The sequence below is a fragment of the Streptomyces sp. NPDC058052 genome (genome assembly GCF_042885515.1).
Lineage (GTDB): Bacteria > Actinomycetota > Actinomycetes > Streptomycetales > Streptomycetaceae > Streptomyces.
Genome location: NZ_JBHVRX010000014.1, coordinates 36,281 through 60,487, shown reverse-complemented (window position 1 = coordinate 60,487; position 24,207 = coordinate 36,281). Strand labels below are relative to the sequence as shown.

Below are 24,207 nucleotides of genomic sequence, written 5' to 3'. Positions count from 1 at the left end.
TCCCCCATGATGACTGCCGACGTGCCGCAGGGGCACACCGTGACAGGAGGGGCGGGGCATGCTTCCCATCAGCCGCAGGGGGTTCGTCGGCATCGGCGCGGGGCTCGGGGCCGGACTCGTCACGGGGGCCGCGCTGCCTCCGGCGACGGCCTCGGCCGCCGCGCGGGCCGCGACCGGCACGCTGACCGACGTCCGGCACGTCGTGATCCTCATGCAGGAGAACCGAAGTTTCGACCACTACTTCGGGACACTGCGGGGCGTGCGCGGCTTCGGCGACCGGGCGGCGGGGAACATCCCCGGCGGCTGGGGCACCTTCCAGCAGCCCAACTGGGGCGGCCGGCAGTTCCCGTGGAAGCTGAGCGACACCCCTCCGGCCGGCGGGGTCGACGGCGAGACCCTCGCCCAGTGCAACGGCGACCTGCCGCACAGCTGGACCTCGCAGCACGCCGCCTGGAACAAGGGCAGGCTCGACAACTGGGTGACCGGGGTGGGCAACACCCGGACGCTCGGCCACCTCGACCGCGAGGACATCCCGTTCCACCACGCGCTCGCCGACCACTACACGATCTGCGACGCCTACTTCTGCTCCGCGCTGAGCGCCACCGGCCCCAACCGCACCTTCCTGTGGAGCGGCCGGATCGACGCCTCCAGCAAGGACGGCGGGGACGAGTCGGGGCTGACCTGGGAGACGTACGCGGAGGCCCTCCAGCGGGCCGGCGTGAGCTGGCGGGTCTACCAGAACGCCCAGGACAACTACGGCGACAACGGCCTCGCGTACTTCAAGAAGTTCACCGACGCCCGCCCCGGCGACCCGCTGCACGACCGGGGCATGGCGTCGGTCCCGAAAGTCACCGGCTCGACCCCGGACGACATCGCCGCGGCGATCCGTGCCGACGTCGTGGCCGGCACGCTGCCGCAGGTCTCCTGGGTGGTGGCGAACGAGGCGTTCTCCGAGCACCCGTACGCGCCTCCCGGCGACGGCGCCCACTTCGTCGACCTGGTCTACCGCGCCCTGGCGGCGAACCCCGAGGTCTTCGACTCCACCGTGCTGTTCCTCAACTATGACGAGAACGACGGCTTCTTCGACCACGTGCCGCCTCCGGTCGCCCCGCCCGGGACGCCCGGCGAGTACCTGGACGGCGTGCCGATCGGCCTCGGCTTCCGGGTCCCGATGCTGGTGATGTCGCCGTGGACGCGCGGTGGCTGGGTCAGCTCGGAGGTCTTCGACCACACCTCGGTGCTGCGCTTCCTGGAGAGCTGGACCACCGCCCTCGGCACCCCCGCGGCCTGCCCGAACATCAGCGCCTGGCGGCGGAAGGTGACCGGCGACCTGACCGGCGTCTTCGACTTCGCCCGCCCGGTGTACGGGGTCCCGGCCGGCCTGCCGTCGACGGCGAAGGTCATCGGCATGGCCACCTGCGGCCCGCTGCCGAACCCCGCGCCGCAGAACAACGCGCTGCCCGCCCAGGAGACCGGCACCCGCCCCGCGCGGGCGCTCCCCTACCAGCCCGACGGCAACCTGGACCGCTTCGAGTTCGGCGCCGCCGGCAAGATCCTCGCCTGGTTCTCCATGACCAACGCGGGCCCGCAGGCACGCCGCGCGGCCCATTTCTCGATCCACCCGCACCAGCACCGGGACACCGCCGCGTGGCAGTACACGGTGGACCCGGGCGCCACCGCGACCGACTACTTCAACGTCGGACTCGGCCACGGCTCGGGCAAGTACGACCTCTCGATGATGGGCCCGAACCGCTTCCTGCGCCGCTTCATCGGCGACGCCTCCAAGGCCGGCAAGAACATCGAGGTGGCGTCCCGCTTCGCCGTCGAGCCGGGCACCGGGAAGACCGCGATCTGGTTCCGGCTGACCAACTCCTCCGGCGGCCCGGTCACGTTCACCGTCCGCTCCAACGCCTACCGTACGGACGGCCCGTGGACGTACACCGTCGCCGCCGGCTCGTCCCGGGAGGACTTCTTCAACGCGGTGGCCTACACGGACGGCTGGTACGACTTCACGATCCTGGCCGACATCGACGGCACCTGGTCGCGCCGGTACACCGGCCACATCGAGACCGGCGCGCCCAGCGTCACCGGCTGACCGCCCCTCCGGGCCCGCGCGCGGCGGGCCCGGAGGTCAGCGGCCGGCCAGGGCCGCGCGCCGGATCGTGGCGTCGACGAGCGCGAGGGCGTCCTCGGCGGTTCGGCCCGGCGCGCGGTTCCACGGGCCGATGAGCCCGTGCCAGCCCCGGGACCGCAGTTCGGCCATGATCCAGGCACCGGCCTCGTTCATCGTCGAGGCGCTGCCGTGGCCGAGCCGGTGGGCGGCGAGCAGCGCGCCGCAGACGCACCGGGCGCCGCGCGCGTCACGCAGCCGGTACGGGGTGTTCTGCCAGCCCCATTCGGTCAGGACCCGCCGCGCGTACGCCAGGTGGACGGAGGGGCGCACGTCGGAGCGGCCGATCCGCCGCCAGGCGTGCAGCCGGTCCGGCAGCGCCGCCCCCATCCGGCCGGGCAGCGGGCGCTCGGCGGGCGGGGCCGGCGGCAGGGCTCCCAGCGCGTCGGCGACGAGCCGGTCGACGGGGACCGAGAGGAGACCCCGCCACGCCTCGGCGGCGGACTCCGGAGCCTCGGGGGCCGGCCCCGGCCCGTCGGGGCCCGGCTCAAAACGGACCGGGGCGTCCGCGAGCAGGCGCTCCCGGACGGCGCTCTCATAGAGCCGGGCCGCCTCGTGGTCGAGGGCGTCGGGATCGAGAAGCGCGGCGGAGAGCGGGAGGACGCCGGCCGGCGGAGCAGGAAGCGACATTCCCACATCATTAAGGATGAATGTCCGCTTTGCGACTTATGCGCCTCGCGTGTCGCTCGCCGCCTCCGCCTCACCTTCACCCTCCCGACCAAGGGCATTACGGCGCACTATTCCATGAATGGAATGAGACGCCCTATTCGGACATTGCGCACTCCGTGACGCGACTCACTCTCCGCCCGCCGCCGGCACGGCCACTCCCCTCGGGGGCCGTGCGGGGCAAGGGATTCCGGACGGTACCCCGGCGCCACCGATCTTGAATTCCCGCATATGGATCTTTGCCTCTCCTTTTCCCTCGTATTCGCGCCTTGTTCCGCGCCGCATTTCTCGCCTACGGTCACCTCCATTCGGGCGGATCGCCGAATCCTGCCACCGCCCGAAAGACCTCCCATTTCACCCGACGGCAGGAGCGGGGGACCCACCACACCGCCGGTCCGGCCATCCGGAACGGCTCGGGGTGAAGCCGCGTGCGCGCGGCCGGACACCTCCCGTCCGAACCCGACAGCTCACCTCGCAGGCGCCGGAGAGGAAACCGTCATGCCCGCTCACGGCAAGCACCGCCGCCCCCGACGCCGCCCCGTCTCCCGAGGTCTCGCCTTCGCGGGCACCGGCGGAGTCGCCCTGGCCCTGCCCCTGGTCGTCCCCGCGACCGCCGGCGCCGCGCCGACCTCTTCCGCCGCACCGGCCGCCGCCGTCGCGGCGCCCACCGCGCGGACCGCCGCCGTGACGAAGGCCGTCGAGGCCGCGCCCGCCGCTCCGGCCGCCGCCCGCGCGTACACCGTGGTGAAGGGCGACTCGCTTTCCCTGATCGCTCACCGAAAGGGAATTCAGGGCGGCTGGAAGTCGCTTTACCAGGCAAACCGCACGACTGTCGGTGACAATCCGTCACTCATTCACCCGGGTCTCGAACTGACGATTCGTCGGGATTCCGCGAAGGCCGCTCCCGCGCCGGCGAAGACGGCCCGCAAGACGGCGGCGAAGCCCGCCTCCGGTGGTTCCGCCGAACGGGCGAGCCGCTCCGCGCGGCGCACCGCGGCCCCCGCCGTGCAGACCCTCGCCGCCCAGCCCCAGGCCCGGACCGCAGCCCAGGCCGCGCCCGCCGCCGCCACCCGGTACGCCGACAACCTCGACGGCTGGATCCGCGAATCGCTGGACGTCATGGCGCGCTACGGCATCCCCGGCTCGTACGACGGCATCCACCGCAACATCCTGCGCGAGTCCTCCGGCAACCCCCGCGCCATCAACCTCTGGGACTCCAACGCCGTCAAGGGCACGCCCTCCAAGGGCCTGCTCCAGGTCATCGACCCGACCTTCGCGGCGTACCACGTGCCGGGCACCTCGCTCGACCCGTACGACCCCGTCGCCAACATCACCGCCGCCTGCAACTACGCGGCCGACCGGTACGGCTCCATCGACAACGTCAACGGCGCCTACTGATCCTCCCCGCCGGTCACCGTCCCGAAGCGGCCGGTGAACCAGGCGGTCGCCAGCGCCGCCACCTCCTCCAGGGCCCCCGGCTCCTCGAAGAGGTGGCCGGCGCCGGGCACGACCTCCAGCCGGCTCTCGCACCGCAGCAGCGCCTCGGCCCGCCGGTTGAGGTCCAGGACGAGCTCGTCGCTCCCTCCGACGATCAGCAGGGTCGGGGCCCGGACCCCGGCGAGCCGCTCCCCCGCAAGGTCGGGCCGGCCGCCCCGCGACACCACCGCGGCCACGTCGTCCCCCGGCGCGGCCGCCGCCCACAGCGCGGCCGCCGCGCCCGTGCTCGCGCCGAAGTAGCCGCGGGGCAGGGCCTCCGTCCCGGGCCACGCGGCCGTCCAGGCGGAGGCCCGGGCCAGCCGCTCGGCGAGGAGCGGAGTGTCGAAGACCCGCGACCGGTCGGTCGCCTCGGCCTCCGTCAGCAGGTCGAAGAGGAGCGTCCCGAGCCCCGCGCGGTTCAGGGCGGCGGCCACCGCCCGGTTCCGGGGACTGTGCCGCCCGCTCCCGCTGCCGTGCGCGAAGAGGACGAGCCCCGCGGCCCCGTCGGGCACCGCGAGATCTCCCGGCAGCTCCGGTCCCCCGCCCGGAATCCGTACGGCGGTGTGCCGGACCACCGGGCCGCGCGCCGCCCTGCTCCGGTCGAGCCGGGCCACCACCTCGGCGTCCGGCGTCTGGTCGAACTCCCGGTAGAACTGCCCGACGGCGGCGAACCCCTGCGGCGCGTGCACGGCCACCGTCTCGTCCGCCTCGCCCCCGAGCCGGGCCGTCCAGCCGTACGGCGCCACCGGCACGGCCAGCACGATCCGGGCGGCGCCCCCGGCCCGTACCGCCCGGCAGGCGGCGAGCGCGGTCGCCCCGGTCGCCAGCCCGTCGTCGACGACCACCACCGTCCGCCCCTCCAGGGGCACCGGCCGGCGGCTGCCCCGGTACGTCCGCGCCCGGTCGGACAGGACCGCCCGCTCCCGCTCCTCGACCGCCTCCAGGTCCCGCGCGGTCACGCCCGCGTCCCGCACGATCTGCTCGTTGACCACCCGCACCCCGCCCTCCCCGATCGCCCCCATGGCCAGCTCGGGCCGGCTCGGCACGCCCAGCTTCCGGACGAGACAGATGTCCAGGGGCGCGTCGAGGGCGTCCGCGACCTCGGCCGCCACCGGGACCCCGCCGCGCGGCAGGCCGAGGACGACGACGTCGCGGCCCTTGAGGTGGCCGAGGCGGGCGGCGAGCTGCCGCCCCGCGTCGACGCGGTCGGCGAAGTACATGACGTGCCGCCTTCCCGGTGGGCGCTTCCCCCCGCCGGAGGGCCGTCCGGCCCGGCCCGTACCTCCAGGGTCCCACCCGCCCGCGGACCGCCGCCTCGGCCCGGGGCCCGGCAGGTGGGTCCGCCGTCCGCCTCAGCCCGCGCTGTTCCGGACGACGGCGACGGGGCAGTGGGCGTGGTGCAGCAGGGCCTGGCTCACGGAGCCCAGCAGCAGTCCGGCGAAGCCGCCGCGGCCCCGGGCGCCCATGACGACGAGCTGGGCGCTCCCGCTCTCCTCCAGCAGCACCTCACGGGGCTTGCCGCGCAGCAGCCGGGGCTCCGCCTTCGTCCCGGGGTGCCGCTCGGCGGCCCGGGCCAGCGCCGCGTCCAGGACGCGGCCCGCCTCCGCGTGCACCTCCTCGGCCCCGTGGAAGAGCGGCGTGAGGTCCCCCGGCCCGGAACGCGGTGCCCACGCGTGGACGGCGACGAGCTCCGCCCCGCGCGCCCGCGCCTCCGCGAACGCGAAGTCGACGGCCGCGTCGGAGTCCGGCGAGCCGTCGACCGCCAGCAGCACCGGCCCCTCCGGCTCGTCCCGGCCGCGCACCACCAGGACCGGACACTCGGCGTGGGCGGCGAGGTGGACGGCGACCGAACCGAGCACCAGCCCGCCGAAGGCGCCGGTGCCCCGGCTGGCGACGACCACCAGCTCCGCGCCCCGGGAGCGGGTGGCGAGGACCACCAGCGGCTCGCCCGAGATCAGTTCGCCGGAGACCTCCGTGTCCGGGGCCACCGCCCTGGCCCGGGCCACCGCCGTGTCGAGGACGATCTGCGCCTGCCGCCGCAGCCCGCCCTCGGTGGGCCCGTACAGGGACGGTTCCAGGCTCACGCGGAAGAGCGGCCAGATGAACGCGTGCGCGACGACCAGCCGCACGCCGCGCTGCCCGGCCTCCCGCGCCGCCACCTCCACCACCCGCAGCGCCGACGGCGAGCCGTCCGTCCCGACGAGGACGAACGGACCGCCGCCCGCCCCTCCGGTCGTGGTCTCCGCCGCCGCGGCCGGTTCCTCGCTGCGCCCCATCGCTCTTCCGTCCTTCCGGTGGTGCTCCGCCGATCGCGGGTGCCCTCGTGATCGAGTACACCCGTGGACTGCCCGCCGGACCGGACGCCACGCGGGCCGGAAGTCCCGCGCGGCCCCGCGAAAGGTCCCGGAAGCGAGGGCCCCGGGACCCTGTACGGCGAGGGGTGCGGGGCGAGGGCGTTCGGGGCGAGGGACTGCGGGACCCGGACGGCACCCTGGGGCGGGGCGACGCCCGGAGTCGGGCCGACGGCGACACCAGCTGGCCCGGCGACGCGCCGCGGTCGGGCCCCACCCCCGGAGTTCAGGCCGCGAGGAATGCCTCGATGGCGCGGGCGAGGTCCTTCGGCGTCTCCTCCGGCGGGTAGTGGCCGGCGTCCGCCAGGACTTCGAGGCGGGCGTTGGGATACCAGCGCAGCCAGGTCGCCTCCATGGCCTCCGCGCCCAGCGCCGGATCGTGCGCGCCGACGACCAGCAGCACCGGGGTCGGGTTGTCACGGATCCGCTTGTGGAAGTCGGGGCCGGACCAGGAGTCCAGGTAGGCACGGAAGGCGGCGGCCGAGGAGCGGCTCACCGAGCGGTCGACGACGGCGTCCAGCCAGGGGGCGGCATGCCGGCCGCCGGTGGTGTGGTCGATGATCACCCGGCGCAGCGCCGGGTCGTCGGCGGCCCCGGCGAACAGCTGCCGGCTCTCCTCGTCGAGGGGGAAGCCCGCTGCCGAGACGGGCGAGATCCCGACGATCGAGCGCACCCGCTCGGGCGCGTCGAGCAGCATCAGCTGCGCGGCCTTGCCGCCCATGGAGTGGCCGACGACGGAGAAGGAGTCCCAGCCCAGGTCGTCGGCGACGGCCAGGGCGTCCGCGGCGACCTCCTCCATGGTGAAGGCGCCGTCGGCGTCACGGGCCTCGCCGTAGCCGCGGCAGTCGAGGAAGGCGTAGCTGCCCGCCGACTCGTCGAGGTGGGCGCGGAGCTCGTCGAAGCTGCTGCGGTCGCCGAACCAGTTGTGGAGGACGAGGGCCCTCCCCGGGCCGTCGCCGTGGACGTCGTACGGAAGGACCCGGCCGGTCATGGTGCCCCCTGTGCGCGAGGTGGTGCTGCGTGTGTGGTGGTGTCCTCCGCGCGCTCGTGACGGCGGCGGACGACGACCGAGTGTGACGGCCCGGACGCGCCGGGTCAACAGGGTGGTGGGCCAGGGGAACGACTCCGGCACGCGCGAGGGGGTCGTTCCGGCCCCGACATCGTCCGCCACGCGCGCGTGGCGTCGGGCCGTGGAGGGCGGCCGCGGGCCGGGCGCCGGGATGCGGCAGGTTTCACGCCGGGCGCATCCTGACTGTGTGAGCCCGCACGCCCCGCCGCCCGGTCCGCCGCCGCCCGCCCTGACGCAGGCTCTGGCGGAGGCGGCGACGGACGCCGTCGAGGCGGTCGGGGGGTACGCCGGCGGGGTCTACCTGCGCTCCGGCACGGAGGGGCTGCTGCGGCTCTCGGTGCTGGCCGGGCTGCCCGGCGAGCTGTTCCGGCCCTGGTCCCGGATGCACACCAACCGGCCCTTCCCGGTCGCAGAGGTGCACCGCTCCGGGCAGGCCGTGCACCTGGCGGACGTCGAGGAGTCGATGCGCCGGTTCCCGCAGCTGGTGGCGAGCCTGCCCTTCCCGTTCTCCTCGCTGTACGTCCCCGTCGTCGCGGGCAGGGAGCGGTTCGGGGTCCTCGTGGTGCTGCGGCCGCCGACCCCGGGCCTGCCGGTCGGCGCCCGGGACCGGGAGCGGATGACCCGGTGCGGGCTGCGGCTGGGCGAGGTGCTCACGGAACTCTCAGCCGGCGGCACCGGGGTGTGGTGGCCCGGCGACCCGATCTGCGTCCAGCTGCCCTCGGGGTCGGTGCCGCCGGTGCGGTTCGGCTCCTTCGACTGGGACCTGGCGTCGGGGACCGTGACCATGGACGACGGGCTGCGGGCGATCCTCGGCGTGCCGGACGCCTCCCCGCTGCCGATCGAGGCGCTGACCTCGCGGCTGGAGCCGGAGGACGGCTACGCGCTGTGGGCGGCGGCCCGCCGGACGGGCGCGGCGGACGGCGGGGGCTCGGTGCGCCGGCTTCGGCTGAAGGGGCCCGACGGCGGGCTGCACCTTCTGGAGGTGTCGGCGCGCTCGCGGTTCGTCGGCAAGGACGGGCACGGGCACCTGGCGGGCGCCCTGGTGGACCTGGGCACCGGGCTGATCGGCTCGGACGCCACCGACCGGCTGCCGCGGGCCATCCTGGCCATCGACCGGCTCGCCCGGATCACCTACGTGAACGAGCTCACCGAGCGGCTGCTGGGGCGCCCCCGCGGGGCGCTGGCCGGGCGGCCGCTGTGGGAGGCGCTTCCGTGGTTCGGCCATCCGTTCCACGAGGAGCAGCTGCGGGCGGCGCTGCTGTCGAGCGAGCCGGTGCGGTTCCTGGCCCGCCCGGACGACGGCCGGTGGCTGTCGGTGTCGCTGTACCCGGGCCGGGACGGCGTGACCATGGTGCTCGTCCCGCAGGAGGACCCGGTCCCGGCGGAGACGGTTCCCCCGCATCTGGCCGTCCCCGCGTCCGTGCCGCCCCTGCACCCGGAGCCGGCCCCCGCGCCGGCTCCGGCCGCCGAGGACGGACTCGGGCCGGAGAGCACCCGGGCGGCGTCGCTCTACCGGCCGGTGGCGCTGGCGATCGCGCTGACGGAGGCCGTGACGGCGCGGCAGGTGTCGGCGGTGGTCACCGAGGAGCTGCTGCCGGCCTTCGGGGGCCGCCAGCTGGCGATCTACCTGTTGAGCGACCGGCGTCTCTACCTGGCCTGGGAGACGGGTTTCCCGCCCGGCTTCCTGGACCAGTTCGACGGGGCGCCACTCGACGCCCGGGTCCCGGGGGTGGACGCGCTGACGAGTGGCCGGGCGCTGTTCTTCGAGTCGATGGAGATCCTGCGCCGGACCTATCCGGAGCTTCCGCTGGACGCGGAGACGGGCGCGCGGGCGTTCCTGCCGCTGATCGCCTCGGGCCGCCCGGTGGGGTCGTGCATCCTCGGCTTCGACCGGCCGCGCGACTTCGGTCCGGAGGAGCGGGCGGTGCTCACGGCGCTGGCCGGGCTGATCGCGCAGGCGCTGGAGCGGGCGCAGCGGTACGACTCCGAGGCCGCGGTCGCGCGGGGCCTCCAGGACGCGCTGCTGCCGCACCTGCTGCCGGCGGAGGAGGGCGTGGAGACGGTGGGCCGCTATCTGCCCGGCACGCAGGGCATGGACGTGGGCGGCGACTGGTACGACGTGGTGGAGACGGCGGCGGGCGAGCTGGCGCTGGTCATCGGGGACGTGCAGGGGCACGGGGTCGCGGCGGCGGCGACGATGGGCCAGCTGCGGAGCGCGGTGCGGGCGTTCGCGCTGAGCGGCCTGCCTCCGCAGGAGGTGGTGCGCGGCACCAACCGGCTCCTCATCGACCTGGACCCGGGACAGTTCGCGAGCTGCTGCTACATGGTCCTGGACGCGCGGACGGGGGACGTGCGGGCGGTGCGGGCCGGACATCCGCAGCCGTTGCTGCGGCATCCGGACGGGACGGCGGAGCTGCTGGACATCGCGGGCGGTGTGGTGCTCGGGGTGGACGGGCGTGCCGCGTATCCGGTGACGCGGCTGCGGCTGGCCGAGGGCGCGGTCCTCGCCCTGTTCACGGACGGGCTGGTGGAGCGGCCGGGCGCCGACATCGACGAGGGGGTGGAGCGGCTGCGGCGGACCCTGGCGTCGACGGGCTCGCTGCCGCTGGCGGAGGCCGCGGACCGGCTGATGCACGAGGCGGTACGGGCGTCGGACCGACCCGACGACATCGCCCTGCTGCTGGCGGCCCGCTGGCCGAGGGAGCACGGGTAGCCCTCACCCGGTCGGGTCAGCGGCGCTGGTCGGCGGTGCCGGACGCGGCGAGGCTGGGGAAGTCCGTGCCGTTCGGGCCCGGATGTGACGGGGTGGCCGCGCGGCGGCCGCCCGAGGCGAGGAGGTCCCGTGCAGCAGGACAAGCAGCCCGACTACCGGCCCGTGGTCTTCCGTGACCGCTCGGCGGGGTACGCGTTCCTGACCCGGTCGACGGCGACGAGCGAGCGGACCATCGAGTGGGACGACGGCAACACGTATCCGGTGATCGACGTCGAGATCTCGTCGGAGAGCCACCCGTTCTTCACGGGCAAGGCGCGGACCGTGGACACGGAGGGCCGGATCGCCAAGTTCGAGCGGCGGTACGGCGAGGGCGGCTGAGGCCCCCGCGGGCCGGGGCGGCGGAGGGGAGTCGGTGGACTTCGCTCCGGCCGCCCCGTGCCGTGAGGTGACACGAGGGGGCGGGTCAGCCCTCGACGACGCCGGACTTGCCGATCTTGATGACGGCGCTGGTGGAGCCGGAGCGGGAGCCCAGGGCCTCGACCTTCTTGACGACGTCCTGGCCCTCGACGACCTCGCCGAAGACGACGTGCTTGCCGTCGAGCCAGTCGGTGACGATGGTGGTGATGAAGAACTGCGAACCGTTGGTGTTCTTGCCCGCGTTCGCCATCGAGAGCAGGTACGGGCGGTCGTGCTTGAGGGTGAAGTTCTCGTCCGCGAACTTCTCGCCGTAGATGCTCTTGCCGCCGGTGCCGTTGCCGCGGGTGAAGTCACCGCCCTGGAGCATGAAGGCGGGGATGACGCGGTGGAACGGCGAACCCTCGTAGCCGAAGCCGTGCTGGCCGGTGGCGAGCTCGCGGAAGTTCTGCGCCGTCTTCGGGACGACCTCGTCGAACAGCTTGAAGACGATCCGGCCGGCCGGCTCGTCGTTGATGGTGATGTCGAAGAAAACGTTGTTCTTGTTGTCGCTCATGAGGACATCCTGTCATTACCCGCACACCGCGCGCGCACGGGCCGCCTCCCGGCGGGTCACGGCGCGCCGGTGCCCCGCACCGGCAGGGGCGCGGGGCACCGGAGGCGGTGGGGACTGGTTCAGCGGAGTCCCTGGCCGGAGCCGTCGGCGACGGTGCCCTCCACGTTCGTGACGGTCTCGTGGAGGACGGTCGCGGCGCCCTCCTCCTGGAGGAGCCCGGTGGCGCTGCCGAGGCCGAGGGGGGTCTCCGCGGCGCTGGCCTGCGGCGGCGGCGTGACGAGGGCGGTGACGACGCCTGCGGCGAGGGAGGCGATGGCGAGCATGCTGCGCTTCTTCATGCCCTGGTCAACTACTGGGACGGCAAAGGGTTACGGGTCCGTGCCCCGCCGGCCGACGGCAGTGCGGCGGGAGGCCCAGCCGGCACGGGCGGAGACCGGCACGGGCGGAGACCGGCCGATCGAGTGCGGCCGGTGGGGTGCGGCACGGGGCGACGTCAGCCGGTGGAGACGAGGCCGGCCTCATAGGCGAGGATCACGAGCTGGACCCGGTCGCGGGCTTCGAGTTTGGCGAGGAGTCGCGTGACATAGGTCTTCACGGTGCCGAGGGTGATGTGGAGTTCGTCGGCGATCTCGTGGTTGGACAGGCCGCGGCCGACGAGGGTGAGCACCTCCTGTTCGCGTTCGGTGGTGCGCTCGGCGAGCCGGAGCGCGGCGGGGGTCGGGCCGGATGCGGCCGTGTCCCGGCCGTCGCGGGGGCGGCGGGCGAACTCCTTGATGAGGCGTCCGGTGACGCCGGGGGCGATGAGGGCGTCGCCTGAGGCGACGATCCGGACGGCGGCCAGGATGTCGTCCATGGCCATGTCCTTCACCAGGAAGCCGGAGGCGCCGGCGTGGAGGGCGCCGTAGACGTGGTCGTCGTCGTCGAAGGTGGTGAGGACGACGACGCGGGCGCCGGTGCGGCCCTCGGTGATCCGCCGGGTGGCCTCGATGCCGTCGGTGCCGGGCATCCGCAGGTCCATGACGACGACGTCGGCGCCGGTCTCCTCGACGAGCCGGACGGCTTCCGCGCCGTCGGACGCCTCGCCGGCGACGAGGAGGTCGTCGGTCTCGGCGATGACCATGCGCAGGGCGGTGCGCACGAGGGGCTGGTCGTCGGCGAGGACGACCCGGACCTGACGCGGGGTGGTGGCGGGAGCGGTGGTGGTGTCGCTCATGCGGGGGCGGCTCCTGGTGGGACGGGCAGGTGGGCGGTGACGCGGAAGCCGCCGCCGGGGCGGGGTCCGGCGGTGAACTCCCCGTGCAGCAGTCCGACGCGCTCGCGCATGCCGAGGAGGCCGTAGCCGGATCCTTCGCCGGTCCGGTCGCGTCCGCGGCCCGGGACGGGCCCGGGGTCCTCGACGGTGAGGGCGAGGGTCTCGGGGTCGCGCTGGTCGACGGTGACGGTGCAGGTGTCGGCCCCGGAGTGCCGGACGACGTTGGTGACGGACTCCTGGAGGACACGGAAGGCCGAGAGGTCGATGTCGGGCGGCAGGGGGCGCGGGGCGCCGACGCGGCGGACGGTGACGCGCACGCCCGCGGCTCCGGTCGTCTCGGCGAGCCGGTCGAGCGAGGCGAGCCCGGGCATACCGGCGAGGGCGGGCTCGGCAGAGGTGCCGCCGGTCGGGTCGGACGGGTCGGGCGGGGTGTCGGCGGTGCGGAGGGCGCCGAGCATGCGGCGGAGTCCGGCGAGGGTCTCCCGGCTCGCGGTCTCGATCTCGCCGAGGGCCTCGCGGGCCAGTTCGGGTCGTTTGTCGATGACGAGGCGGGCGGCGCCGGCCTGGAGGGCGACGATGCCGATGCTGTGGGCGACGGTGTCGTGCATCTCGCGGGCGATCCGCAGCCTTTCGGCGATGACGGCCTGTTCGGCGACGCGGGCGCGGGTCTCCTCGGCGTGGAGGCGGTTCTGGCGTGCGGACCGGCCGAGGAGCCACACGGCGCCCGCGGTGGAGAGGACGGCGAGGGCGGTGGTGGTGCCGGCGGTCCAGCCGGCGAGGAACCGGACGGCGAGGTGGCCGAGGACGACCCCGACCGCGAGGAAGGCGGCGCGGTCGGACTCCTTCGGCGGGCGGCGCGCCGCGATGGTGTAGAGGGCGACGTCGACGGCGAGGTACTGGGCGAGCGGTATGGCGGTGACGCCCAGCGGGAAGGAGCAGAGGACGGCCGCCGCGAGGAGGTGGCCGAGCCCGGCGAGGGGCCGGCGGTCGAGGAGCGCGCTGCCGCGGAGGGCGAGGGCGGTGGCGAGGGCGAGCATGGTCAGCCCGTCCCAGCGGAGGAAGACGACGCCCACGAGGACGTCGGCCTCTTCCTGACCGGGCAGACGCAGGCGCAGGAGCACGGTGAAGAGCAGTCCGGCGAGCCAGGCGAGCGCCGCCCACCATCCGGGCGTGACCCGTTTGCGGAGCGGCGCTGCCGAGGTCGCTGACATGACGTGATCGTAGATCGCGGAGCCGTGTCGGGTCATCAACCCCTGGTTGTACGACCGGGGATGACTGCCGGCGGCACGATTGTCCGTCCTGGTCGGATGTCCGGGGCGGGGCCCGGACGGCACCGTGGTGGACATGATCGAAGTCAGGGACATCACGAAGCGCTACGGCGCCACCACCGCGGTCGACGGGCTGACGTTCACCGTGCGGCCGGGCCGGGTCACCGGCTTCCTCGGGCCCAACGGAGCGGGGAAGAGCACGACGTTGCGGATGGTCCTCGGACTGCACGCGCCGACCAGCGGCGCGGTGACGGTCGGGGGCCGCCGGTTCGCGGACCGGCCGCGCGGGCTGCGGCACGTGGGCGCGCTCCTCGACGCCGCGGACGTGCACGGCGGCCGCACCGCCCGCGCGCACCTCGCGGTGCTCGCGCGGAGCAATCGGATACCGCTCGCGCGGGTCGACGAGGTGCTGGAGGAGGTCGGTCTCGGCGCCGCGGCGCGGCGGCGGATAGGCGGCTTCTCGCTGGGCATGCGGCAGCGGCTGGGGATAGCCGGCGCGCTGCTGGGCGATCCGCCGGTGCTGCTCTTCGACGAGCCGCTGAACGGGCTGGATCCGGAGGGGGTGCGCTGGGTGCGGGGGCTGTTCCGGCGGCTCGCCGAGGAGGGGCGGACGGTCTTCGTCTCCAGCCATCTGATGAGCGAGATGGAGCACACGGCCGACGACCTGGTGGTGGTGGGCCAGGGCCGGCTGATAGCCGAGGAGAGTCTGGCGGAGTTCGCGGCACGCGGGGCACGGCCGAGCGTGGCGGTCGGAACACCGGTGCCGGGCGTGCTCACACCGCTGCTGCTGGCGGCGGGCGCGGAGGTCGTCTCGGAGGAGGGCCGGCTGACGGTGACGGGGCTGAGCGCGGCACGGATAGGCGAGCTGGCGGTGGAGCACCGGGTGGTGTTGGACCAGCTGACGACCCGCAGGGCCTCGCTGGAGGAAGCGTTCATGGAGCTGACGGCGGAGAGCGCCGACTACACGGCAGGGGGTGTCCGATGACGACGCTGGTCGTTCCCGTGACGGAGCCGAGGGACCGGTTCCGCGATCTGGTGGCTTCGGAGTGGCTGAAGCTGTGGTCCCTGCGGTCGACGGGCTGGTCGCTGCTGCTGGGCGTGCTGGCGGTGATGGCGTTCAACGTGGGTACGGCGTGGGACCACTACCGGTACTGGAGCGCGTACGACGAGGCCGCGCGGGCGGCGTTCGTGACGGACGGTCTGGCGCTCGGGGACGCGTTCACGGCGAACGCGGCGATGGTGCTGGTGCTGTGCTCGGCGGCGATGGGCGCGGTGGCGGTGGTCGGCGAGTACGGCAGCGGTCAGGTGCGGACGACGTTCGCGGCGGTGCCGGCGCGGGGGGCGTTGATATCGGCGAAGGCGCTGGTGCTGGCCGGGGTGCAGGCCGGGTTCGGCGCGGTGGTCGCGGGCGGGTCGTTCTGGGCGACACAGGCGGTGCTGTCGCTGCGGGACACCGGGGTGTCGTTGAGCCATCCGGGGGCGGTGCGGCTGGTGGTGGCGTCGGCGCTGCTGGCTCCGGTGTGCGCGCTGGCGGGGATGGCGCTGGGGGCGCTCGTGCGGCGGGGGGCGGCGGCGGTGGTCGGCGCGGTGGTGATGCTGTTGCTGCTGCCGATGGTGCTGAGCGAGGAGCGCCGGCTGACGGCGGTGCTGGGGCACGCGACGCCGCTGCGGGCATGGCAGCGGCTGGCCGGCGAGGGGGCGATGGCGCCGTTCCCGTGGACGACGGGCGGAGCGTGGCTGGTGTACGGCGCCTGGGCCCTGGTGGCGGTGCTGGTGACGGTCGTGGCGGTGCGGCGGCGGGACCAGTGAGGCGGGGGCCGTTCAGAGGTGGCCCGCGCGGGTGAGGCGGCGGCGGAGGCGGGTCTCGTGGACGAGGCGGCCGACGAGGGCGCTGCCGTAGACGACGAAGCCGACGCCGACGAGCCAGGACTGGAGGACGAGGACGGTGCCGAACTGGCCGTAGGTGACGGCGTTGGAGGCGATCAGGGGGGAGAAGACGAGCTGGGAGAAGACCCGCAGTCCGAGGAGGCCGAGGGCGGTGAGCACGGCGCCGGGCAGGAGGGCGCCCCAGCGGATGCGGCCGCAGAGGAGGAAGCGCTGGGACCACCAGAAGAAGAGGAAGGTGCCGATGAGGTCGCCGAGGGCGACGAGGACGGTGACGCCGGCGGAGGCGTTCTCGGGGGCGGGGAAGGCGACGAAGAGGAGGAGGGCGGCGACGAGGACGGCGAGCCAGACGATGTGGCGCCACATGGTGTGCCAGCGGGCGGTGGGGAGGTCCCAGGCGCGTTCGTAGCCGGTCTGGACGGCGGAGCCGAAGGTGACGCCGAAGGCGGCGAGGGCGCCGAGGCCGAAGGCGGTGGTGCGCTGGAGGGCCTGGCCGGGCTGGCCGAAGAGCCGTTCGACCTCCTCCTGGGAGACCTCGGTGACGCCGAGGCCCTGGATGAGCCAGCGGGCGAAGCCCTGGCCGCGGGCGAGGTCGGCGGAGGCCACGACGATGAGGAGGGGGACGAGGGTGAGGAGGCTGAGGGCGGCGAACCCCATGGCGCGGTGCATGAGTTCCATGGCGCGGCCGCGGTTCCAGGCGAGCCCCACGGGTGAATCGAGCAGGCGGGCGTGCAACCGCTCGAACCGGGAAGCGTGTTCGTGCGGCGGCTGGTCGCGCGGCGTACCGGGGGTGGGGGGCATGTCTGGTCCGGTACCCGCCGGAGGGCCGGGTCCCGCAGTGATGCGGCCGAACGGGTGGGGTGCGGGTGCCCGCGCGGGGTATGGCGGGGGGCCGGTGGCGGTGGAGCGGTCAGGGGGAGGGCAGGGGGCGGGCGCCGGGGCCGGGGGCGACGGTGACCTCGCGGGCGGTGAGGACCTCGGCGTCGTCGCCGGCGCACTGGACGACGACCTGGACGGGGGATCCGCAGCCGGTGTGGTGGATGTCCAGGGCGGGGCCCTCGGGGTCGCCGGTGTGGGTGTCGCCCCACTGCTTGAGGGCGAGCATGACGGGCCAGAGGTCGACGCCCTTGGGGGTGAGCCGGTACTCGTTGCGGGTGCGGGTGCCGGGTTCCTGGTAGGGGACGATGCGGAGCACTCCGGCGGCGACGAGTTTGCGGAGCCGGTCGGCGAGGACGGCCTCGGAGAGTCCGATATGGCGGCGGAAATCGTCGTACCGGCGGACGCCGTTGAAGGCGTCGCGCAGGATGAGCAGGCTCCACTTCTCGCCCACGAGGTCCAGGGTGCGGCGGACCGAGCAATTCTCGGTGTCCGTCTCCAGCCACTTCATCGTCACACTCTAGCCACCTGGCTGCGTCGTTGACAGTCAGATGAGGAGAGGGCTAGCTTCGCTGTACAGAGCCAGCCGACGGGGAACGACGGAGTGGAGTGGTCATGGGGCGGTCGCGCACGGTCGAGTGGGAGGACGCCGGGGCCACGGCACGGGCGGCGGCGTCGATGGCGGGGCTCGACTTCCTGCGCGAGATGATCGCGGGCCGGCTGCCGGGGCCGCCGATCGCGGCGCTGCTCGGGTTCTCGCTGGAGGAGGCCGAGGAGGGGCGGGCGGTCTTCGTCCTGGAGCCCGGCGAGGAGCACTACAACCCGATCGGGAGCGTGCACGGCGGGGTCTACGCCACGCTCCTGGACTCGGCGGCGGGGTGCGCGGTGCACACCACGCTCCCGCTGGGGACCGCGTACACCTCGCTCGACCTGCAGACCCGCTTCCTGCGGCCGATCACGATGGACACCGGGAAGGTGCGGGCCATCGGCACGGTCATCTCGCGGGGCCGGCGCACCGCGCTCGCGGAGGCGGGGCTGTACGACAGCGAGGACCGCCTCCTCGCGCACGCGACCAGCACCTGCATGCTCTTCCCGGTTCCCGGCCGGGAGACGGGCGACGGCGCTCGCGCCTGACGCCCGCGCGCCCGTCCGGTCAGCGCAGGACGAGGACCGGACGGGCGCGGGTACAGCGGTCCGGGGCGGCGTCGGGGGCCGCGGCGGCCTGGAGGGCCGCGCTGACCAGGGTGGCCAGCAGGTCGATGTCGGAACCGGTGTCGAGCCGGACCGTCACCCAGCCGGAGCCGGCCCGCAGCCGTAGCGCGGTCGAGGTCTGGAGGGCGGGCCGCAGCCGGGCGACCATCGCGCGGGTGAGGTGGACGTCGGCCTCGTGCTCGCCGTGGAAGTGGACGATCTCCTCCGTCGCCGTCCCGAGGCCGAGTTCAGCACCGCAGTGCGCACGGCCACGGGTCAGCGAGGGCCAGCTCATCAGACGTTCACTGGCATGCCTGGCCGTGTTCATACGAGGAGCGTGACGGGCCGCGGGGCGCGGCACAAGCGTCCTGGCGAAAGAATCCCGTCGAGGCCGGAAACCATCGGCCGAGGAGGGCGAGGTGACGCTGTGTCACCACCGTCGGTGGGGTGGGATGAGCGCTGCGTCACGGCCGCGGAGTCAGCTCGCCGGGCGGGTGCGGACGCGGGCCGCGAGGACGGCGACGTCGTCCTCGGCGTGGTGGGCGTCGAGCCGCCCGAGGACCTCGTCGACGACCTGTTCCGGTCCGGGTTCCGGCGGCAGGCGCAGGCCGGCCAGCCGCGCCAGCGAGACGTCGATGTCCTCCCCCCGGCGCTCGACCAGTCCGTCCGTGAAGAGCAGCAGCGTGTCGCCCTCCCCGAGCGCGCGGGTGGCCGGGTCGTAGCCGCCGACGCCGGTGCCGAGCGGGGGGCCGACCGGCAGGTCCACCAGCTCGGCGGAGCCGTCCGGGCCGAAGACCGCGGGCGGGAGGTGGCCGGCGCTGGCGAAGGTGGCCGTGCCGCGCCCCGGGTCCACGCGGACCAGCAGGCAGGTCGCGGGGCGCCGGGCGCCGTCCTGCGCGACGACCGCGTCCAGGTGTCGCAGCACCCGGTGGGGCGGGAGGTCGGTGGCGGCGACCTCCCGGAGCGCGGACCGGTAGGCGTTCATGTCGACCGCCGCGTCCAGGCCGTGCCCCATGACGTCGCCGACGACGAGCAGGCTGCGGCCGAAATGGAGCCGCACCGTCTCGAACCAGTCACCGCCGACCAGGGTGCGCGGCCCGGCCGGCAGATACCGGCCGGCGATCTCCAGGTTGGGGTGGGGCCGGCCGGGTTCGGCGACGAGGGCGCGCTGGAGGTGGAGGGCGGTGTCCTCGGTGGCGGCGAGCCGGCGGGCGTGCCGGATGTGGCGGGCGGCGAGACGCGCCGCCTGCCGCAGCACGGCGAGGTCGCCGTCGGTGTACGGGGGTGCGGCGCGGGTGATCGTGACCGTGCCCAGGGGGCGCTCGCGGTCCACGGCGAGCGGGGCGGTGAGCGTGTGGACGGCCTCCGGGGCGGCGGGGACCGCCGGGCCGGCCGGGAGGGTGTCGGGGGTGGCGCTCTCGCGCTTGCCGGGCGTCAGCGCGATGGTGGCGGTGCCGCCGGGGTGACGGGCGAGGAAGGAGGCGAGTTCGCGGCAGGTGACGGCCTCGTCGAGCGTGGTGCCGATCAGGCCGATCGCCACCTCCAGAGCGGCCGACAGGCGCCGCTCGGCCTCGTTCTTCTCCGCCACGACACCTCCACCGCCGCGCGGCCACCGGGCGGGCGGCGGGCGCCCGCTCACCCCCATTGCACCAGCGGGCGGCGTTCCGCGCGCGGCACACGGCGGTGCGGGAACGGTTGTGCGGCGATGCGGGATCTGATCAAGTACCACCAGAGGCTACCGGCCAGTAAGAAACTTCGCTCCCCGGGGGGACTGCCATGACGAACGGGTTCTTCGGCTCCGTCGACGAGGTCGCCGAACGGCTCGCGGCGACCGGATACCTGGCCTCCCCCGCCGTCGCCACCACGGTCTTCCTCGCCGACCGGCTGGGCAAGCCGCTGCTCGTCGAGGGTCCCGCCGGCGTCGGAAAGACACAGCTGGCCAAGGCCGTGACGGAGGCGACGGGTGCCCGGCTCGTCCGGCTCCAGTGCTACGAGGGCGTCGACGAGGCCCGGGCGCTGTACGAGTGGAACCACGCCAAGCAGCTGCTGCGCATCACGGCCGGGCGGGACGAGTCCTGGGACGAGACCCGCACCGACATCTTCAGCGAGGAGTTCCTGCTCCCCCGGCCGCTGCTGACCGCGATCCGTTCCGAGGAGCCGACCGTGCTGCTCGTGGACGAGACCGACAAGGCCGACGTCGAGGTGGAGGGCCTGCTCCTGGAGGTCCTCGGCGACTTCCAGGTCACCGTGCCCGAACTGGGGACGATCACCGCCGCCCGCCGCCCCTTCACGGTCCTCACCTCCAACGCGAGCCGCGAGCTGTCCGAGGCGCTGCGGCGGCGCTGTCTCTTCCTGCACATCGGCTTCCCGGAGGAGGAGCTGGAGCGCCGGATCGTCACGCTGAAGGTGCCTGGTCTGGACGCGGCCCTGGCCGCCTCGGTCGTGCGGGTCGCCGGGGCGCTGCGCGCGATGGACCTGCGGAAGGTGCCCTCGGTGTCGGAGACGATCGACTGGGCCCGCACGCTCCTCGCGCTGGGCGCGGACCGGCTGGACGAGCGGGTGGTCCGGGAGACCCTGGGCGTGCTGCTCAAGCACCAGGACGACATCGTGAAGGCGGCGGCCAAGCTCGACCTGGACGCGGTGTGAGCGGCGGTCCCGGGCCCGCCCCCGCCGGCCCGTCCCCGGCCGAGGGGCCCGTGGCCCGGCTGACCGGGCTCGTGGCGGCGCTGCGCGACCACGGATGCGGCATCGGCACCGGGGAGACCGTCGACGCCGGGCTCGCGCTGGAGGCGGTCGGCTTCGCCGACCGGGAGCGGATGCGGGAGGCGCTCGCCGCGACCCTGCTGCACGGGGAACGGCAGCGTCCGGTCTTCGACCGGGTCTTCGACCTGTACTTCCCGGCGACGGTGACCGCGACCGACCCGGGCCCCGGCGACCGGTCCGCCACCGGTCCGGGAGGCGAGGGCAGCGACGCCGGCGGCCTCGCCGGTCTGCGCGAGCGGATCGCCGAGGCCCTGGCCGCCGGCGACACGGCCCTCCTGGACCGGCTCGCGGCCGAGGCGGTCGCCGGTCTCGGCGGCTACGGCTCCGGCCCCGGGACCGACGGCTGGTCCTCGTACCAGACGCTCTCCCGGCTCCGGCCCGAGACCCTGCTCGCCCGGGTGCGTGCCGCGCGCACGGCCGACGGCCCGGAGCCGGAGTTCTCCGACCGGCTGCTCGACGACGAGATCCGGCGGGCGATCGAGGGGTTCCGCGAGCGGGTGCGGACCGAGGCGCGGCGGCGGGTCGCCGACCGGCAGGGCCGTGACCGGGTGGCCCGGCGGGCGGTGGCCGGGACGGCGGACCGGGTCGACTTCCTGCTGGCCGGCCGGGAGCAGCTGGACGAGCTGCGGCGTACGGTCCGGCCGCTGGCGCGGAAGCTGGCCACCCGGCTCGCGGCCCGCAGGCGCCGGGCCTCGCGCGGCGAGATCGACCTGCGCCGGACCCTCCGGGGTTCGCTCTCCACCGGCGGCGTGCCGGTGCGGCCGGTGCTGCGCCGGCGTCGTCCCGGCCGCCCCGAGCTGGTGCTGCTGTGCGACGTGTCCGGGTCGGTGGCCGGCTTCGCCCAGTTCACGATGTTGCTGGTGCAGGCCCTGCACGACCAGTTCGGCCGGGTGCGGGTCTTCGCCTTCGTCAACCGGGTCGACGAGGTCACCGGTCTCCTCGCACGGGGTGCGGCGGACCCCGCGGGCCTGGGCGAGCGGATCCTCGCGGAGGCCCGGCTCACCGGCTGGCACGGTCAGAGCGACTACGGGACGGCGCTCGACGAGTTCGCCGAGCGGTACGCGGACGCGCTCGGCCCTCGTACGGTCGTCTTCGTCCTCGGGGACGCCCGCACGAACCGGGCCGACCCCCGGACGGAGTCGCTGCGGCTGATCGCGCGGCGCGCCCGCCGGGTGCACTGGCTCAACCCGGAGCAGCCGGCGCTGTGGGGCACGGGCGACTCGGTGGCCCCGCTCTACGCGGAGCTGGTGGACATGCGGCCCTGCCGGAACGCCCGCCAGCTCGGCGACCTCGTCGGACGACTGCTCCCGGTCTGACCGCGCGGCCCGGCCGCCGGCGCCCCGACCGGACCGCGGCACGCCCGATCCGGGCCGGAACACGGGCGGACCCGCTCCGCCCGTGGCACGATCGCCCCATGGCCACGACCGGATCCGACCGTCCCGGGACCGACTTCCCGCACGGCGTCGGCGCGCCCGCGACCCGCGCCCTCGTCGCCGCCGGCTACACCCGGCTCGACCAGCTCGCGGACGTGCCGGCGGCCGAACTCGCCGCCCTGCACGGCGTCGGCCCCAAGGCTCTGCGGGTGCTCGGCGAGGCATTGGCGGAGCGCGGCCGCTCCCTCGGCTGACCGGCGCACGGCCCGCCGCCGCGCCCTCGCCCGCCGGCCGCGCCCCGGTCCCGGTCCCCGCACTCCCCCACCGTCCCGGCTGTACGGTCCCGGGGCGGGCGAACTAGCGTGGGGCCCATGGAACTCCTGGGAGAGATCACCCCCGACCGCCCGCTGCTCGTCCTCGCCGTCAAGGAGGAGGCGCAGTTCTTCGACACGAGGCTGCCCGTGCTCCTCACCGGCATGGGCAAGGTGAACGCGGCGACCGCGCTCGCCTCGGTCCTGGGCCGGGGTCCGCGTCCCACGGGCATCGTCAACCTCGGCACCGCCGGCGCCCTGCGTCCCGGCTGGACCGGCACCCATGTCATCGGCACGGTCGTCCAGCACGATCTGGACAGCGAACTGCTCGCGACGCTGACGGGCGAGACGTACGGGGCGCCGATCGCGCTCCCCGACGGCGGGGACGTGGTCCTCGCCACCGGGGACGCGTTCATCTCCGACGAGGCCGCCCGGGCCCGCCTCGCCGAGCGGGCGCCGCTCGTCGACATGGAGGGCTACGCGCTGGCCACGGCGGCGGAGCAGGCCGGGGTGGCGCTGCGGATCGTGAAGCACGTGAGCGACGAGGCCGGTGACGGCGCGGACCGCACCTGGCGCGACTCGGTCGCCGCCTGCTCCCGCGAGCTGGCCGACTGGGCGGCGGCTCACATCCCGGCGTACCGCGCCTGACGCGGGCCGCCCGCCCCCTCCCCGCCCGCCCGTGCGGTCACGGGTTGTGGAAGTGGACCTCCGGGTGGTCCGGGGAGGGCCCGGCGAGCAAGCCGTCCGGCGCCCCGCGCAGATGGCGGTCGAAGAAGGCCGCCACGTAGGCGCGGGTGAGGGAGACGGCCCGCTCGGGCGCGATCTCCGGGACGGGCAGGCCGAAGTGGCGCTCGATCAGCGGGAAGTCCGAGTAGGTCGAGTGCGCGGATCCGGCGATCGTCAGCCACCGCTTCCACCCGTCGAGCGCCGGCCACGTCCGGTCCCAGGTGGTGTCCTCGCCGCCCGGCAGGTGGACCTGGTCGTGGGTGCCGAGCATCAGGAAGGGACGGCCCCGCAGCCCTTCCGCCGGCAGCTTCTCCCAGAAGGCGCCGTCCATGTTCACCCCGGCGTCGATCCTGCGGTCGGCCACCATCGCGGTGGCCGCGCTCGCGCCGCCGATGGAGTGCCCGGCCATCCCGATCCGGCGCGTGTCGATCACGCGCGCGTGCCGCCACACGGGGCGGGGGCCGGTGAGCCGGTCCAGGACGAAGCGCATGTCGGCGGCGCGGGTCGAGGTCACGACGCTGCCGGGGACGCCCTGTTCGTCGAGGGCGACGCAGGCGACGCAGCCCAGCGTCTCGCCGCCGGGCAGGGTGATGCCGTACGACTCGTAGGCGTGGTCGACGGAGGCGACGACGTAGCCGCGCGAGGCGAGGTCCTCGGCGAGGTGGGTGAGGGTCCAGCGGGAGACGGAGAAGCCCGGGGAGAGGAGCACGAGCGGGCGGCGTCCGGGTGCGGGGCGGACGTCGCTCCTGCTGTGGGTCCGGGTGGCGGCGACGACGTCCGCCGGCATCGCGGGGGTGGCGCCGATCCCCTCGGCCAGGCGGCGCGCCTCCTCGCGGGTGGCGTACGGGGCGCGCGGTCCGCCGCCGGGGCGCGCGGCCGGGTAGTGGAGCGTGACCATCAGCCGCCGTCCGTCCGCCGTCGGCACCCAGGGGTCGGTGCGGGTGCGGTCGACGAGCGGCAGGACGGTGCTGCCGACGGGGTGCGGGCCGGTCGGTGCCGGCAGCGCGAGGGGGGTGGTGGGCACCGCGGTACGGGTCTGCGCGGCGGGCCCGGCACCCTCCGGTGAGGCGGCGGCGGTGCCGGCGGATAACGCGAGGGAACAGGCGAGGACGGCGGACGCGGCCGCCCGGGTGAGTCGCTTCATGCGG

At 75.0% G+C, this 24,207-nt stretch carries 24 protein-coding genes and 1 riboswitch; of the genes, 11 read left to right on the top strand and 13 right to left on the bottom strand.

The features are described 5' to 3' along the window. Positions 1–58: 58 nt before the first annotated feature. On the top strand, positions 59–2,095 hold the full coding sequence (locus tag ACFVU3_RS20395; RefSeq protein WP_390067965.1) for a phosphocholine-specific phospholipase C: 2,037 nt from the start codon (positions 59–61) through the stop codon (positions 2,093–2,095). Positions 2,096–2,131: 36 nt separating this feature from the next. On the opposite strand, the gene ACFVU3_RS20390 is transcribed toward ACFVU3_RS20395, so the two are convergent. Continuing rightward, positions 2,132–2,800, bottom strand: a complete 669-nt coding sequence (locus tag ACFVU3_RS20390) for a hypothetical protein (RefSeq protein WP_390067964.1) — start codon at positions 2,798–2,800, stop codon at positions 2,132–2,134. A gap of 344 nt (positions 2,801–3,144) precedes the next feature. Next, positions 3,145–3,330, top strand: a riboswitch (cyclic di-AMP (ydaO/yuaA leader). Positions 3,331–3,334: 4 nt separating this feature from the next. Here ACFVU3_RS20390 and ACFVU3_RS20385 point away from each other — a divergent pair. Next, entirely contained in the window at positions 3,335–4,234 is a 900-nt protein-coding gene (locus ACFVU3_RS20385) for a transglycosylase SLT domain-containing protein (RefSeq protein WP_390067962.1), read from the top strand. On the opposite strand, the gene ACFVU3_RS20380 is transcribed toward ACFVU3_RS20385, so the two are convergent. The 3 genes from ACFVU3_RS20380 to ACFVU3_RS20370 all read right to left on the bottom strand — a co-directional run bounded on the left by ACFVU3_RS20380 (position 4,228) and on the right by ACFVU3_RS20370 (position 7,654). Then, on the bottom strand, positions 4,228–5,532 hold the full coding sequence (locus tag ACFVU3_RS20380; RefSeq protein ID WP_390067960.1) for a phosphoribosyltransferase family protein: 1,305 nt from the start codon (positions 5,530–5,532) through the stop codon (positions 4,228–4,230). The two genes, ACFVU3_RS20385 and ACFVU3_RS20380, sit on opposite strands and share 7 nt — an antisense overlap. A 132-nt stretch (positions 5,533–5,664) precedes the next feature. Continuing rightward, entirely contained in the window at positions 5,665–6,588 is a 924-nt protein-coding gene (locus tag ACFVU3_RS20375; protein WP_390067958.1) for a universal stress protein, read from the bottom strand. A gap of 301 nt (positions 6,589–6,889) precedes the next feature. Further along, the gene (locus ACFVU3_RS20370) at positions 6,890–7,654 is read right to left on the bottom strand and encodes an alpha/beta fold hydrolase (RefSeq protein ID WP_390067956.1); all 765 of its coding nucleotides are present in this window, start codon (positions 7,652–7,654) and stop codon (positions 6,890–6,892) included. Between the two features lie 229 nt (positions 7,655–7,883). Between ACFVU3_RS20370 and ACFVU3_RS20365 the strand changes: the two genes are divergently transcribed. Beyond that, a complete protein-coding gene (locus ACFVU3_RS20365; RefSeq protein WP_390067954.1) occupies positions 7,884–10,445 on the top strand; it encodes a SpoIIE family protein phosphatase in 2,562 nt (853 codons plus the stop codon). 129 nt (positions 10,446–10,574) lie between these two features. Continuing rightward, positions 10,575–10,823, top strand: a complete 249-nt coding sequence (locus ACFVU3_RS20360; RefSeq protein ID WP_169092250.1) for a type B 50S ribosomal protein L31 — start codon at positions 10,575–10,577, stop codon at positions 10,821–10,823. An 85-nt stretch (positions 10,824–10,908) separates the two neighbouring features. Here the strand turns inward: ACFVU3_RS20360 and ACFVU3_RS20355 are convergent, their stop codons facing one another. From ACFVU3_RS20355 to ACFVU3_RS20340, 4 genes are all read right to left on the bottom strand, one after another. Continuing rightward, positions 10,909–11,415 carry a peptidylprolyl isomerase gene (locus tag ACFVU3_RS20355; RefSeq protein ID WP_390067951.1) on the bottom strand — a complete coding sequence of 169 codons (507 nt, stop codon included), beginning with the start codon at positions 11,413–11,415 and terminating at the stop codon, positions 10,909–10,911. Positions 11,416–11,534: 119 nt separating this feature from the next. Beyond that, entirely contained in the window at positions 11,535–11,753 is a 219-nt protein-coding gene (locus tag ACFVU3_RS20350; protein WP_390067949.1) for a hypothetical protein, read from the bottom strand. A 155-nt stretch (positions 11,754–11,908) separates the two neighbouring features. Continuing rightward, the gene (locus tag ACFVU3_RS20345; RefSeq protein WP_390067948.1) at positions 11,909–12,628 is read right to left on the bottom strand and encodes a response regulator; all 720 of its coding nucleotides are present in this window, start codon (positions 12,626–12,628) and stop codon (positions 11,909–11,911) included. Further along, entirely contained in the window at positions 12,625–13,878 is a 1,254-nt protein-coding gene (locus ACFVU3_RS20340) for a sensor histidine kinase (RefSeq protein WP_390067946.1), read from the bottom strand. The genes ACFVU3_RS20345 and ACFVU3_RS20340 overlap by 4 nt, the downstream gene beginning before the upstream one ends. Before the next feature lie 133 nt (positions 13,879–14,011). Here ACFVU3_RS20340 and ACFVU3_RS20335 point away from each other — a divergent pair, with 133 nt between their 5' ends. Together ACFVU3_RS20335 and ACFVU3_RS20330 are read left to right on the top strand one after the other, a co-directional pair. Next, the gene (locus ACFVU3_RS20335) at positions 14,012–14,920 is read left to right on the top strand and encodes an ABC transporter ATP-binding protein (protein WP_390067944.1); all 909 of its coding nucleotides are present in this window, start codon (positions 14,012–14,014) and stop codon (positions 14,918–14,920) included. After that, a complete protein-coding gene (locus ACFVU3_RS20330) occupies positions 14,917–15,744 on the top strand; it encodes an ABC transporter permease (protein WP_390067942.1) in 828 nt (275 codons plus the stop codon). The genes ACFVU3_RS20335 and ACFVU3_RS20330 overlap by 4 nt, the downstream gene beginning before the upstream one ends. A gap of 12 nt (positions 15,745–15,756) precedes the next feature. Here ACFVU3_RS20330 and ACFVU3_RS20325 read toward each other — a convergent pair whose 3' ends face one another. Together ACFVU3_RS20325 and ACFVU3_RS20320 are read right to left on the bottom strand one after the other, a co-directional pair. Continuing rightward, a complete protein-coding gene (locus tag ACFVU3_RS20325; protein ID WP_390067940.1) occupies positions 15,757–16,620 on the bottom strand; it encodes a YhjD/YihY/BrkB family envelope integrity protein in 864 nt (287 codons plus the stop codon). 109 nt (positions 16,621–16,729) lie between these two features. Then, the gene (locus ACFVU3_RS20320; protein WP_390067938.1) at positions 16,730–17,206 is read right to left on the bottom strand and encodes a winged helix-turn-helix transcriptional regulator; all 477 of its coding nucleotides are present in this window, start codon (positions 17,204–17,206) and stop codon (positions 16,730–16,732) included. Positions 17,207–17,310: 104 nt separating this feature from the next. On the opposite strand from ACFVU3_RS20320, the gene ACFVU3_RS20315 reads away from it, so the two are divergent. Then, entirely contained in the window at positions 17,311–17,829 is a 519-nt protein-coding gene (locus ACFVU3_RS20315) for a PaaI family thioesterase (protein ID WP_390067936.1), read from the top strand. A 19-nt stretch (positions 17,830–17,848) separates the two neighbouring features. On the opposite strand, the gene ACFVU3_RS20310 is transcribed toward ACFVU3_RS20315, so the two are convergent. Together ACFVU3_RS20310 and ACFVU3_RS20305 are read right to left on the bottom strand one after the other, a co-directional pair. Then, positions 17,849–18,214 (bottom strand): luciferase family protein, encoded by a 366-nt coding sequence (locus ACFVU3_RS20310; RefSeq protein WP_390067934.1) that lies wholly within the window; start codon positions 18,212–18,214, stop codon positions 17,849–17,851. Between the two features lie 150 nt (positions 18,215–18,364). Next, positions 18,365–19,474 (bottom strand): PP2C family protein-serine/threonine phosphatase, encoded by a 1,110-nt coding sequence (locus ACFVU3_RS20305; protein ID WP_390067932.1) that lies wholly within the window; start codon positions 19,472–19,474, stop codon positions 18,365–18,367. Between the two features lie 188 nt (positions 19,475–19,662). On the opposite strand from ACFVU3_RS20305, the gene ACFVU3_RS20300 reads away from it, so the two are divergent. The 4 genes from ACFVU3_RS20300 (at position 19,663) to ACFVU3_RS20285 (ending at position 22,981) form a co-directional block, all read left to right on the top strand. Then, positions 19,663–20,532, top strand: a complete 870-nt coding sequence (locus tag ACFVU3_RS20300) for an AAA family ATPase (protein WP_390067930.1) — start codon at positions 19,663–19,665, stop codon at positions 20,530–20,532. A gap of 50 nt (positions 20,533–20,582) precedes the next feature. Continuing rightward, positions 20,583–21,965 carry a VWA domain-containing protein gene (locus ACFVU3_RS20295; protein WP_390067928.1) on the top strand — a complete coding sequence of 461 codons (1,383 nt, stop codon included), beginning with the start codon at positions 20,583–20,585 and terminating at the stop codon, positions 21,963–21,965. A 98-nt stretch (positions 21,966–22,063) separates the two neighbouring features. Beyond that, positions 22,064–22,276 carry a DNA-binding protein gene (locus tag ACFVU3_RS20290; RefSeq protein ID WP_390067927.1) on the top strand — a complete coding sequence of 71 codons (213 nt, stop codon included), beginning with the start codon at positions 22,064–22,066 and terminating at the stop codon, positions 22,274–22,276. 117 nt (positions 22,277–22,393) lie between these two features. Continuing rightward, positions 22,394–22,981, top strand: coding sequence for a nucleosidase (locus ACFVU3_RS20285; protein ID WP_390067925.1), 588 nt, complete (start codon positions 22,394–22,396; stop codon positions 22,979–22,981). A gap of 37 nt (positions 22,982–23,018) precedes the next feature. On the opposite strand, the gene ACFVU3_RS20280 is transcribed toward ACFVU3_RS20285, so the two are convergent. Further along, entirely contained in the window at positions 23,019–24,203 is a 1,185-nt protein-coding gene (locus tag ACFVU3_RS20280; RefSeq protein WP_390067923.1) for an alpha/beta hydrolase family protein, read from the bottom strand. Between the last annotated feature and the right edge of the window lie 4 nt (positions 24,204–24,207).